Below are 12,564 nucleotides of genomic sequence, written 5' to 3'. Positions count from 1 at the left end.
AGAATTCATTTGTCTTTTTTAGATATCCAAATTAAATCCAATTTTGCTCTTGTCACCATCAAAAGGCCAGAGGCCCTAAATGCACTGAACGATGTCGTCATCACACAAATTGGTGAGATGGTAGAAGAGTTGGAATCCAATCCAGCCGTGAGAGGGTTCATTTTGACTGGGGAAGGAAAAGCTTTTGTTGCTGGAGCAGACATTGCTAAAATGAAAGAGTTTAATGTAAGAGAAGGACAAGCTTTTTCTGAACTTGGACAAACAGTTTTTAGAAAGCTTGAATTATCAAACCTCATCTCGATTGCTGCTATCAATGGATTTTGTTTAGGTGGAGGAATGGAATTGGCAATGGCATGTGACATTCGTTATGCGGTTGCATCTGCAAAATTAGGTTTACCTGAAGTGACACTAGGATTACTTCCAGGTTTTGGTGGGTCGCAAAGGCTTCCAAGGCTGATTGGAGTCGGAAGAGCAACAGAACTTATTTTATCCGGGGATATGATTTCTGCAGAAGAAGGATATAGACTCGGGATCATCAATAAGGTGACTGAACCTGCCGAGTTATTAAATGAATCGGAAAAAACACTTTCGACCATATTATCTCGTGGACCTAACGCCATTAAGGCGGCAAAAACAGCCATTCGCCAAGGTTTGGAAACCAATATGGATCGTGGACTGGATTGGGAAAAACAACTTTTCGGTGGAAGGTTTGCCGACGAAGAAACCAAAGAAGGCCTTTCGGCTTTTCTAGAAAAAAGAAAACCAAACTTCAAAGGATAGTCTATGAAAACAAGGATTGGAATTCTACTAGTTTTATTGACTCTTTCTGTTTGTAAACAGGCAGAATCCTTTCCGTCGCAAACCAATACTCCCGAGGTTCTTTTCGGGAGTGTGGCTGACCGCGTTTTAAAATTAGAAATTGCCAACAATCCTTCGACAAGAGCGACAGGGCTTATGTATCGTACGAAATTAGGGGAGGATGAAGGGATGCTTTTTGTTTTTCCTCGTCCAGATTATCTAAGTTTTTGGATGAAGAACACACTAATCCCTTTATCGATTGGTTACTTTTCAGAAGATATGCGACTTTTAGAATCATTCGATATGAAACCCAATCAAACAGAAGAAGTTTATAATGCAAGAAAACCGGCGATGTATGCTTTGGAAGTCAACCAAGGTTGGTTCGCCAAACATAAAATCGGGAAAGATGCGGTCCTTACTTTGGAACGAAAGGTCTCTGCTCGCGATTAAATTTTCTCTTTTTACTTGAATCTCTTTCTGTAGTTCTTTACCATCCTTTAGCATGGTTGTCAACAATCCTCGTTTAATTACCCTTTTATCAGAAGAACAAAAAGCCGACTTGGCTTCGATGGAAAAACAATTTGCTCACCATCTTGAATATACCATTGGAAAAAACAGGTTCAATCTTAAAAACGAAGATATATACAAAGCACTTGGCCATACCATTAGGGATTTTTTAATCGATCGGTTGAATGTCACTCACGAACGATATAGGAATGAAAACCCAAAACGAGTGTTTTATTTTTCTTTAGAATTTTTAATGGGCCGCACTTTAATGAATGCGCTCATCAATCTTGGGTTATACGAAACAATTCAAGTAATGTTAAGAGGAATTGGCTTTGAACTCACAGATGTTTTAGAATTTGAAACTGATGCGGGACTTGGTAACGGTGGGTTAGGCCGGCTTGCCGCTTGTTTTTTAGATTCGATGGCCACATTGAATGTCCCTGGGTTTGGGTATGGAATTCGTTATGATTATGGAATTTTTAACCAAATCATTGCTAACGGCAGCCAATTGGAAATGCCCGACCACTGGGATGCAGATGGAGTACCATATGAGGTGGTAAGGTCGGATATCTCTTTTTCTGTCGGTTTTTTTGGACATACGGAGACTAGGGTTTCGGGAAAAGGAAAAATCCAACATGATTGGGTTCCTGATGAAACGGTTCTTGCTTCGGCGCATGATTATCCCATTCCTGGATTTAACACGAGTACGGTGAACTATTTAAGGCTTTGGGCTGCCAAATCTTCCGAAGAATTTAATTTGGATTATTTTAACCACGGCGATTATATGAAAGCCGTACAAGATAAATCTATTTCAGAAAATATTTCCAAAGTATTGTATCCCAATGACACCACCGAACAAGGAAAGGTGCTAAGACTCAAACAACAATATTTTATGGTTTGTGCCTCTCTCCAAGACATCTTAACTCAATATCGTGAATCTACACAAAACTTGAAAGAACTTCCAAACTACGTTGCCATCCAATTGAATGATACTCATCCAAGTATTGGGATTGCTGAGCTTATGCGAGTTTTTTTGGATAATGAAGAGATGGATTGGGAACCCGCTTGGGAGATCGTCACAAAAGTTTTTTCTTATACCAATCATACAGTTTTGCCAGAAGCTTTGGAAACTTGGCGAGTGGAACTTTTTGAAAAACTTTTACCAAGACATTTGGAAATCATATATGAAATCAATCATCGTTTTTTGACCGAGGTTCGGAACAAAGGGATTTTGTCAGATGAGGAAATCCAAAGAGTCAGTATCATTGAAGAAGGAAATGAAAAAAGAATTCGTATGGCAAACTTGGCGGTCATTGGATCTTATCGAGTCAATGGGGTAGCCGAACTACATTCTGAACTCATTAAAAAAACCATTTTCCAAGCATTTACCAAGGTATTCCCTGAAAAATTTAATAACAAAACCAATGGAATTACTCCTCGTCGTTGGTTACTCCAATCAAACCCGAGTTTGGCGAATCTAATCTCCAAACGAATCGGAAACGAATTTACAACAGATCTTTCTCACTTAAAGAAACTGGAAACTTTTGTGAATGATGTCGACTTCCAAAATGATTGGCGACTTGTAAAACAAACTGCCAAAGATGAATTGGCCAAACTCATCAAAAGCGAAACAGGGATCACCATCGATCCAAAATCACTCATCGATGTACAAATTAAAAGGTTTCACGAATACAAACGCCAACTTCTCAATATCTTGCGAGTGATTGCTTTGTACAGACGAATCAAAGAAAATCCTTCTCGCGAAATGACACCGCGAACCGTTATTTTTGGCGGGAAGGCTGCTCCCGGTTATTATATGGCCAAACTCATCATCAAACTCATCAACAATGTGGCATGGATCATCAACCGTGATCCTGATGTAGCGGATAGGCTGAAAGTGGTTTTTTTGCCTAATTACCGAGTGAGTTTAGCGGAAAAAATCATTCCAGGTAGTAATCTTTCTGAACAAATTTCGACAGCTGGAACCGAAGCCTCTGGAACAAGTAACATGAAATTTATGTTAAACGGTGCATTGACCATTGGAACTTTGGATGGTGCCAATGTGGAAATCCTTGAAGAAGTGGGGCCTGAAAATATTTATATCTTTGGACTCCATACAGAAGAAGTGTTTCGTTTGAAAGAAGCTGGATACCAACCAGCCGATTACATTCGCAAAAACGACGAACTGCACCGGGTTCTCCTCATGATTCGTGAGAATTTTTTCTCTATGGGGGAGCCGGGAATTTTTGGCCCCATTTACGATAGTTTGTATTATACGGACAATTATTTACTGATGGCCGATTTTAATGCCTATGACGAAACCCAAAACCTTGTGGCGAGGGATTATTTGGATGAGACCACTTGGACTAAAAAATCAATTTTGAATGTGGCAAGGTCAGGCAAATTCTCTTCTGATAGAACCATTCGGGAGTATGCCAAAGAGATCTGGAGGGTTCCTCTACTTGACACAGTTCCTCCAAAAACTATCTACAAATTGCCACAAAACTGAATCGACATAAAAGAACTAAGGTTGTATTGTTCCAAGGAAAGGGTCCCAAATGAGTAAAGGTTATATTATATGTGTCGATGATGAAGTATCGGTATTGGAAACGCTTGCGGAACAACTCCTGGCACGATTTGGCGAATCCCATATCATTGAGACTGCCGGTAGTGCGGAAGAAGCGCTCTCCCTCATCGACGAAATCATCAGTAGCAACGACATCGTAGAGTTGATTGTTTCTGACCAAGTGATGCCTGGAATGAAAGGGGATCGATTTTTGGAGCAGGTGCACCACCGCCTTCCTGATGCGATTAAAATCCTACTGACAGGCCAGGCGGGACTTGATTCTGCCATATATGCCATTAACAACGGAGGACTCAGTCGGTATGTCGAAAAACCTTGGAACATTGAAGAACTATCCAAAGACATCAAAGACCTACTCGATAAGTTCAGACAAAACTTGGAAAACCAACACCTCATCCAAGCCCTCAACCGTCGCATCATCGAATTGGAATCCCAGCAGCAGTAAAAAAAATCTCCTCTTTATTCTTTTGATTTTTATTTCTCTTTCTTCGATTTGGGGGAAAGAGAAAGAACTCAGTCCAGAACAATTAGCCAAAAAAAAAGATGTGCTTTCCAAGATGGTTCGTTATGGAACTAGTCAGGAAAGGAAACAAGCATTAGGTGAACTCACTCGTTTTCCAAAAGAAAGTGCAAGTGAACTTTATATATTAGTTGGCGAACAATTAAAAACAGAAAAAGACATGGGGATGAAAATTGTCCTCTTAAAAACCATTGGTGACTTAGATTTAAAAGAAAATAAAGACACCATCATTGGTTTGTTTGAAGATGCAAATGAAGATGTAGCTAAACAAGCAGTGACTTCTGCTAAAAAAATGAAATTAGCAGAAGCAACGAGTCCTTTACTCGAAAAAGTAAAAAAAGAAGATTTTACTAAAAATTCTAACTCACTGAGCCTTTATATTAGCGCACTTGGGGAATTACCAGAGGGAAAAACGGCAGCTCCTTTCTTAGAAACCAAGTTCCGCGAAAAATTTAATAATGCCGATATGCGCGGTCAAATTGCTTTGTATTTCGGATCGGTTCTTTATGCAGATGCAGAGTCGGCTCTCATGGAAGTTGCCTTTGATGAAATCCAGCCGACCACTTTACGATGTTATTCGATGAATACATTAGGGAAATTAAAATCTGAAACAGCAAAACCAAAGTTATATGAATTACTTGATTCTCTCAAAAAAACAGCAGGCAAGTTGGATGCCAAAAAAGCTCAATCCTTAAAAATTTATGCCATTGGTGCTCTTGTCACGATGGGAGACAAAGAAGTATTCCAAGAATTGAATGAATTTGCGCGAGATGATGATAGTATGGTGCGACTGCGGGCCATCGAATTTATGGGAAATTTGAAAGATCCCAAAGCTTTAGAATTATTGGAATACAAAAGAGACCGAGACCCAAGCCCTAAGGTACAGAAAGCTGCTAAAAAAGCCATTGATCAAATTAATGGAAAAGAAACGTTGCCTGATGAAGAAAAATCACCGGAAGAAAAATCGGAAGAAGAGCCGAAATGAATTGCAGAGTTTTCATTTCTTTATCTATTTTCCTTTTTCTATTTTGGGGAATTTCTATTTATTCGGAAGATGATGGGCGTTATACGGGTCCTATTTCTCGTTCTGAAAAAAGAATTTTGGATGGGAAATCAGAGTTCCAAAAATCGGGAACTTTTCCTTTGGAGTGGAAACTGTTTTTTAAAGGAAAACAAGGGGATTTTGTTGTTTTTTATGACTTAAACGGAGATGAAATTCATTACCGATACAGACGGAATAAATTCGATTTGGATGCGGAATTTTTTGTGAAGGACTTATTCCCAGGAAATCCTTACCGAGTGAAAGGTGAATGGATCGGCTATTATTTTTATTCTGTGGATGAGAGAGGGAGACGTTCCTCTCTCCCTACACCTAAAAAACTACCAGCAGAACCAAAAGAATTTGCCGACAGACAATCGGTCCCTATCTTTAAGTTGATTGAATACATAGAAGTTAGAACAGATGATCTTTTGTATTAAAGATCAATTTTTTGTAATAACTGAAAATTAATGAATAAAATGGGATTGGGATCATTCTCTTTTTCAGAATAACTGACGTTTAGTGAAATAAACGGACTTACCCATTTGAGTTTAATGATTTCAGCCCTATCGGTTAAGTTGATATTAAAATCAGTCGCGTAAGTCCAATTTTCAAACCAAGCTCTGGTAAGTGGATTTCCTTCTCTAAAAATTCCACTTAACTCAAGTAAGTTGTTTGTTCCAAATGGGATTGCTAGTTTCCCTTCCCACTGTCCCCCGCTTTCTCTGGATTCAAATCCAAAGGAGAGCACAGCTTTTTCCTTTCTCCATTCATAAAATCCACCTCGGCCAATTTCGTTCCAATTGTAGTTTCCTGATTCATTGTATTCCCGGTATCTATAGATTAAGTTTCCCCATTCACTGAAGAAAAGTGGAAAAAATCCTGATCTCCCATTTTCATACCGATGGCCTTCTACAGAACTTAAGAACTCCGATCCAATTAAATGTTTAAAACTCACTCTAGTATAACCCAAACTTTGTGGGATTTGTGGTCTCACTTCTTCTGGTGATACAACGCCGTAGAGCAAAGGAGAGTCTCTATATGCGGTGGCATCAAAGAAGAATTGGGATCCAGGTGATTCTGATTTTAAATAAACAAACCCAACCGATTCTTGTTTGTTGGATATGGATTCGGATTGAATTCTGTGTGATCCCAAATCTTTGGAATTCCAAGAATCATTGATGTACAAACTGGATTTGTTATCTCCGGCCGACCAAACTCCCGAATAGGATTTGTTTGGTGACACAAAATAAATCCCTGGATAGGAGGAAAAGATTGCGGCATGGTAAATCCCTAGTTCATATTCCCTTGTATCAACTAACAATCGATAACCGAAAAAATTTGAAAATGTAATGGGTTGGGGTAGGGGAGAACCGGTTCGTTCCAATTGAGAATAGAAGTTTGGATCTTTGGCAAAGTAAAAGTGGGGAATGGGTTTGTAACGACTCCCAGAGGTGAATCGAAATGGTTTGTAAGTAAGGTTTACTCCATAGGAGAATTCTTCATCTCGTTTTTCTAAAATCCAAATTTGTCCCTTGCCTTTGCCGCCCAAAAAGACAGAAGAATGGTTTTTTTCTTTTCTTGGTAGATACCTGACATCTAAATTTTGGTAACTCATTCCAAAAAAAAGTTCATCACTAAAATCCGGTGCTTCTTTTGTTTTCGTTGTTGTTTCTTTGGTTTTTGGATTCTTTTCTTTCTCTGGATATCTTTCTTTCTTTTGGTATGTACTTTCTTCAGCTAACTTTTGTTTGTTTTCGTAAACTGTAATTTGTTGTTCTTTCCAAACCTTGGAAACAAGGGCTGCTTCCTTTCCTTTGAGCGATTTTTTCCATTCTAAAAATTTTTCTGGGGATTGTTTGGACTTTTCTTTCCATGCGGCGGCCAAATGGGGTGGGAACCCTGCTTTTAAAAGTTGCGGAATGGTGACTTGGTCCGGCTTTTTTTCTACGGCAAATAAAGTCTGTACGAAAGAAATCCACAAAATAACCCCAATTTTCTGCCAATCCACCAGGATTGAGGTTGGAATTTTCGATTTTTTGTCCTAAGTCTGGTTGCTTTTTTCTAAAAAGGGACATATTCTTAACCTCCCAATGAAAAAAAATCAGGCCAGGGCGGGTTTTGTCCCAGGGGGATGCTAAATTTATATATAGAAACCGATAAGAACGTGAAAAAAATATTGACTTAACTTTCCAAATGTTAAGTAGTGTAAACAAGCGTTTAGTATATTATTGGTATTATTTTTTAGTTTTATGTCGTCTAACATGATGACGGGGAGGAAAAACCTATGATCGTTCGATCCATCCAACAACCCGCTTACAACCGCCACAAGGACCAAGGCCTCGCAGGCCAAGGTCCGAAAAAGGGATTTTCCCAGAACCAAACTGGGAAGACCTTTGAAGAGTATTTGCTAGAAGCCTTCCAAGGGGAAGTGGTTCAGAATGGAGAGTGGGTGTCCCCAGGTCTCTCTGCTCTTGGCCAAAAGAACCTGAAAAGGATGTAGGACCAAAAACAGGCTTCCCGTTCTAGAACTGGGTGGCACTGGCCGACAATCAAAGTATGGAGAAAGTATCCATACTTTGGGCCCTTGTTCGACGAGACTACGCATTGCAGTATGCAGGATCCTTTTTGGGAATCTCCTGGATGTTTTTGCAGAACCTAGTACTCATTAGTTTGTATGCACTTGTTTTTTTGGTGCTCAACTTAAAAACTCCTTCCACACAAGAAGATTTTACCGCCTATCTTTTAACAGGACTCCTCTATTGGATCCCCATCCAAGAACTGTTGGTTCGTGGAACAGGGATTCTCACCGATAACCGAAGTTTACTCAAACGTTCCAGTCTTGGCATTGATTTGTTTTTATGGATTCCCTATGTTCAGTTTCTCATTCATAGTTTAGTCACTTCCATTCCTGTATTTTTATACCTGGCTTATTCTGGTAAGCTAAACCTGCCTGGTATTTTTGTTGGATATGTCATCCTTGTTTTTGCTGGGTTGTATTTGATGTTACTTCTCCATTATCTTTCAAGGCTAAATATTTTGTTAAAAGATATTTCACCTTTGATCCGTTTGGTGAGTCAGTTGATATTTTGGGGTATCCCGATTTTATATTATCCTACCGGTTATTTAAAAGATTGGAATCGACTCAATCCATTTACCATTCCTTTGGATATCTTTCGTACTTCTGTCATTCCGGGTTATACTCCACAATTTGACTGGATTCAAATTTTACCTTTTCTTTTGTTTTTCCTTCTTGTCTATTTACTTGCCAAACGTAAATTTCAGTCGGTCATTTTGGACCATCTTTGATCTATGCCTTCCGTTGTCTTAGAAAATCTAACTAAAGACTATCATGGATTTTCAAAACCTTGGAAACGAATTTTAGCAGGAATCAGTTTTGGATATTTCGGCATAGATTTAAATTTTACCGCTATACAATCGTTAAATCTACAAGTTGGTTCTGGTGAAATCTTAGGGATCATTGGAAAAAATGGAGCAGGTAAATCAACACTCTTAAAATTAATTACGGGTGTTATCAGTAAAGATAAAGGAAATCTAATTGTGAATGGTTCGGTTCGAGCACTCCTCGAACTTAGCGTCGGATTCAATCCAGAACTTTCTGGAGAAGAAAATGTATATTACAATGGTCTTGTTTGGGGATATAAACCTTCCGAAATCAAAGATCTAATCGATTCTATTTTTGAGTTTGCTGAGCTGAATGAATTTCGAAATTCACCTTTAAAGAATTATAGTTCCGGAATGGCAATGCGCCTTGGTTTTAGTCTCGCAACTGCAAAACGCCCAGACATTTTAATTGTAGATGAGGCATTAGCCGTCGGTGATGCGAGTTTCCAACAAAAATGTTTGAAACGGATCAAAGAATTTTCTAATCTTGGGTCTTGCATTTTGGTTGTAAGCCATGATCTTGGATTGATCTCTTATTTTTGCACAAGAGCAATCCTTTTGGACCATGGCAGTTTGCTGTTTGATGGAAGTCCAAGGCTTGCTATCGAAGAATATATGCACGTATTGGCCAAAAAAGCTGAACCTTCCTTAATCCCAAATTCTGAATTGATCCAAAATGTTTTGGTTTCTCTCCGAAATGATAAGGGCTTGGACACAAGACACCACTTCCTGGGAGCCAAGGTCACTCTGCGAATTGAATTCCAAACAAACAAAGAGATCCACGACGCTACTATTGGATTCCATATTGATAGTGAGAAGGGGATTCGTGTTTTCGGAACCAATTCATATCACTTGGGTAGAAAAAATTTAAAGATCCAAGAGTCGGAACGTTCGGTAGTCGAATTCCAATTCCCCATCCAATTTAGTGATGGGAAATACAGTTTGGGAGTTTCTATCCACAAAGGAGAGACCCATATAGAAGGGAGCTATTTTTGGGCCGAATCCATTTTGGACTTTGAGGTAGAAAGAGGAAAAATCGAAAAATTCGTAGGTCTTTGTCATTTACCTACGGAATTTCAAATCCAAACCGTTTCCAAATCGGAATAGAAAAACGGTTTCCCTCAAAGGAAAAACCTAAATTCTGGAAATCCTATGAAAGTTTGTGTGGTCGGAACCGGATATGTGGGCCTAGTAGCAGGTACCTGTTTTGCCGAGTATGGCAATGACGTCATTTGTATTGATAAAGATGAAAAGAAAATCAATGACCTAAAACAAGGGATCATTCCCATTTACGAACCTGGTCTCTCCGAACTTGTGGAACGCAACCACAAAGAAGGAAGGTTGCATTTTTCCACTTCCTTGAAGGATGGAGTTGAGTCTTCGGAATTTGTGTTCATCGCTGTTGGGACTCCAACCTCTGACAATGGTTCCGCTGATTTACGATTTGTTTTTGCCGTCGCAGAAGAAGTCGGTAAAACAATGAACGGATATAAAATCATTGTAGATAAATCAACAGTTCCTGTTGGAACTGCAGATCAAGTGAAAGCAATTGTTGCAAAAAACACAAAACACCCGTTTGATGTTGTTTCTAATCCAGAATTTTTGAAAGAAGGTGCTGCGATTGATGACTTTATGCGACCAGAAAGAGTTGTGATCGGAGCTGAGTCAGAAAAAGCAGCTAAAAAAATGAGCGAATTGTATTCTCCTTTTGTTCTCAACGGCAATCCAATCATTACAATGAGTATTCGTTCAGCAGAACTTACAAAATATGCATGTAATGCCTTCCTAGCCACAAAGATATCATTCGTAAATGAAATCGCAAATTTATGTGATGCGTTAGGTGCAAACTATGATGATGTAAGGAAGGGAATGGGAACGGATTCAAGAATTGGACGCCAGTTTTTATATGCAGGTATTGGTTATGGTGGATCTTGTTTTCCTAAAGATGTAAGAGCATTACTTCGAACCGCGGAAGAAGTGAATGCACCTATGCATATCATTCAATCTGTAGAAGATGTAAACGAAAAACAAAAAACTCGTTTGACAGACAAAATTTTTGAACACTTCAAATCAACGGATATGAAAGGAAAAACTTTTGGCATTTGGGGATTGGCTTTTAAACCAGGCACCGATGATATGCGAGAAGCGCCATCTATTCCTCTCATTTATGAATTACATAAAAATGGGGCAAAAATCCAAGTATTTGATCCAGCTGCTGCGGAAACTTCAAAGTATTATTTTGATGGGAAAGTAGAATATAAAAAAGACGCATACTCCGCACTCCAAGGTGCGGATGCGATGCTTTTACTAACCGAATGGAGAGAATTTAGAGAACCTGATTTTAATAAAATAAAATCGCTTTTAAAAACTCCTCTTGTATTTGATGGAAGAAACCAATACAAGCCAACTCTTATGAATGAGTTGGGTTTTACGTATTACTCAATCGGTAACCGATAAACCTTTTAGTCCAACCAAGTTTAGTTTTGGTTGGACTAAAAACCTCTTTCTATTTCCGACAAAGCCTCGTTACACATAGATTTATCTGTTTCCGATACCAGTTGTGGTTTTATCTCGGTCAGAATTGACTTTGCAAGTTTTGATTCTCCTGCATCTTTTAATGTAAGGCCATAATAAAGTTTAGCAGTAGTTTTGCGGGATGATGTCGGGTATAATTCTAAATATTCTTTCCATGATTTTACTGCAGAGTCTTTAGGACCGTGTATGGATTTTACCAAGTTTAGGTTAAAATGTGCATTTTCTTTTAAAACTGGTAAAGTTTTTGATTTTTGAATGGTTTCTGTGAATTGTAATTCCGCTTTTTCGAATTCTTTGTTTTGAAAATACAATAAGCCTAACCGAAAATGAATATCGGGGCTGCTCTGATTTTTTCTAAGTTCTGTCTTGAGAAAGGATTCCAAACTTGGTTCTTGGAGGATTCTTTTGGAAACGCTTAGAATGTCTTCTTTAGTTGCAAGTCCAGAAATCTTTGTGACGTAGTTCCCGTCTCCATCAATGAACAGGATCGTAGGATAACCTTCAATATTGTATTTTTTTCGAAGGTTTGGAAACTCTTCTCCATCTAACCGAACTCTTACGAATTGATCCAATACTTTGCTTACTTCTGGATCAGGGAAAATTTCCTTTTCTAAAACCAGACAGTATGTACACCAATCCGCAAATACATCGACGATGATGAATTTTTTGTCTTGTTTTGCTGTTTCGAATCCCTTTTGGATTGAACTTCCCCAATTGGATTCGGCAAACAAGGAACTTGAGATGAGAAAAAAAAGAATTGGTAGAATCTTACGAACCATCAACTGAATTCTATTGTTTTCTCATTTGTTTGAATAGTCAATTTTCGCTTTTTCGAAATGGAATGGGCAGTTTCTATGGTCGCTAGAAGGTCGAAATATGGATTTTTTACTGAAATTGGAAGAACTACTCCGTAAACGTAAGGAAGAATTGCCTGAAAAGTCTTATACAGCAGAACTTTTCCGAGACGGAGTTGACCGAATCCTTAAAAAAATTGGGGAAGAGGCAGGCGAGGTGATCATCGCCGCAAAGAATCCTAATGAAAAAGAACTGATTCATGAAATTGCCGATTTGATTTTTCATTTGGAAGTGCTTATGGTAGAAAAAGGCATTAGTTTATCTACCATTGCGAAAGAATTGGAAAAACGACACAGCTAACGATTGTTTCCTGTCGGGAAC

At 38.7% G+C, this 12,564-nt stretch carries 13 protein-coding genes; 11 read left to right on the top strand and 2 right to left on the bottom strand.

Features of this window, described 5'->3' with window-relative positions; translation table 11 throughout:
- The first annotated feature begins 3 nt into the window (after positions 1 to 3).
- From CLV96_RS06425 to CLV96_RS06400, 6 genes are read left to right on the top strand one after another with little or no spacing between them, the layout of a single operon-like run.
- Positions 4 to 780 (top strand): enoyl-CoA hydratase-related protein, encoded by a 777-nt coding sequence (locus CLV96_RS06425; RefSeq protein ID WP_414534293.1) that lies wholly within the window; start codon positions 4 to 6, stop codon positions 778 to 780.
- A 3-nt stretch (positions 781 to 783) separates the two neighbouring features.
- Positions 784 to 1,248 (top strand): DUF192 domain-containing protein, encoded by a 465-nt coding sequence (locus tag CLV96_RS06420; protein ID WP_004785643.1) that lies wholly within the window; start codon positions 784 to 786, stop codon positions 1,246 to 1,248.
- A 52-nt stretch (positions 1,249 to 1,300) separates the two neighbouring features.
- Positions 1,301 to 3,814, top strand: a complete 2,514-nt coding sequence (locus tag CLV96_RS06415) for a glycogen/starch/alpha-glucan phosphorylase (protein WP_004787702.1) — start codon at positions 1,301 to 1,303, stop codon at positions 3,812 to 3,814.
- Positions 3,815 to 3,863: 49 nt separating this feature from the next.
- On the top strand, positions 3,864 to 4,334 hold the full coding sequence (locus CLV96_RS06410; protein ID WP_004786902.1) for a response regulator: 471 nt from the start codon (positions 3,864 to 3,866) through the stop codon (positions 4,332 to 4,334).
- A 22-nt stretch (positions 4,335 to 4,356) separates the two neighbouring features.
- The gene (locus CLV96_RS06405) at positions 4,357 to 5,394 is read left to right on the top strand and encodes a HEAT repeat domain-containing protein (protein ID WP_004786816.1); all 1,038 of its coding nucleotides are present in this window, start codon (positions 4,357 to 4,359) and stop codon (positions 5,392 to 5,394) included.
- The gene (locus CLV96_RS06400; RefSeq protein WP_004785288.1) at positions 5,391 to 5,888 is read left to right on the top strand and encodes an LIC_11959 family protein; all 498 of its coding nucleotides are present in this window, start codon (positions 5,391 to 5,393) and stop codon (positions 5,886 to 5,888) included. Before CLV96_RS06405 ends, CLV96_RS06400 begins: the two co-directional genes overlap by 4 nt.
- Here the strand turns inward: CLV96_RS06400 and CLV96_RS06395 are convergent.
- Positions 5,885 to 7,432: a hypothetical protein gene (locus CLV96_RS06395; protein WP_004786171.1), complete on the bottom strand. Its 1,548-nt coding sequence runs from the start codon at positions 7,430 to 7,432 to the stop codon at positions 5,885 to 5,887. The genes CLV96_RS06400 and CLV96_RS06395 overlap by 4 nt on opposite strands.
- A 303-nt stretch (positions 7,433 to 7,735) precedes the next feature.
- Between CLV96_RS06395 and CLV96_RS06390 the strand changes: the two genes are divergently transcribed.
- The 4 genes from CLV96_RS06390 to CLV96_RS06375 are packed head-to-tail and all read left to right on the top strand — an operon-like array spanning position 7,736 to position 11,310.
- Positions 7,736 to 7,951 carry an LIC12298 family protein gene (locus CLV96_RS06390; protein WP_004784346.1) on the top strand — a complete coding sequence of 72 codons (216 nt, stop codon included), beginning with the start codon at positions 7,736 to 7,738 and terminating at the stop codon, positions 7,949 to 7,951.
- 56 nt (positions 7,952 to 8,007) lie between these two features.
- Complete coding sequence (locus CLV96_RS06385; RefSeq protein WP_004786514.1) at positions 8,008 to 8,757, top strand: ABC transporter permease; 750 nt, start codon at positions 8,008 to 8,010, stop codon at positions 8,755 to 8,757.
- Positions 8,758 to 8,760: 3 nt separating this feature from the next.
- Positions 8,761 to 9,960, top strand: coding sequence for an ABC transporter ATP-binding protein (locus tag CLV96_RS06380; RefSeq protein ID WP_004785276.1), 1,200 nt, complete (start codon positions 8,761 to 8,763; stop codon positions 9,958 to 9,960).
- Positions 9,961 to 10,005: 45 nt separating this feature from the next.
- A complete protein-coding gene (locus CLV96_RS06375; RefSeq protein WP_004784934.1) occupies positions 10,006 to 11,310 on the top strand; it encodes a UDP-glucose dehydrogenase family protein in 1,305 nt (434 codons plus the stop codon).
- Between the two features lie 35 nt (positions 11,311 to 11,345).
- On the opposite strand, the gene CLV96_RS06370 is transcribed toward CLV96_RS06375, so the two are convergent.
- The gene (locus CLV96_RS06370; protein WP_004787266.1) at positions 11,346 to 12,167 is read right to left on the bottom strand and encodes a thioredoxin fold domain-containing protein; all 822 of its coding nucleotides are present in this window, start codon (positions 12,165 to 12,167) and stop codon (positions 11,346 to 11,348) included.
- A gap of 97 nt (positions 12,168 to 12,264) precedes the next feature.
- Between CLV96_RS06370 and hisE the strand changes: the two genes are divergently transcribed.
- On the top strand, positions 12,265 to 12,543 hold the full coding sequence (gene hisE, locus CLV96_RS06365) for a phosphoribosyl-ATP diphosphatase (RefSeq protein WP_004786038.1): 279 nt from the start codon (positions 12,265 to 12,267) through the stop codon (positions 12,541 to 12,543).
- The last annotated feature ends 21 nt before the right edge of the window (positions 12,544 to 12,564 follow it).

Origin of the sequence: Leptospira meyeri, assembly GCF_004368965.1 — a bacterium.
Taxonomy (GTDB): domain Bacteria; phylum Spirochaetota; class Leptospiria; order Leptospirales; family Leptospiraceae; genus Leptospira_A; species Leptospira_A meyeri.
Note: the sequence above shows the minus strand (reverse complement) of the source record. Positions and strands in the feature narration are given on the sequence as shown.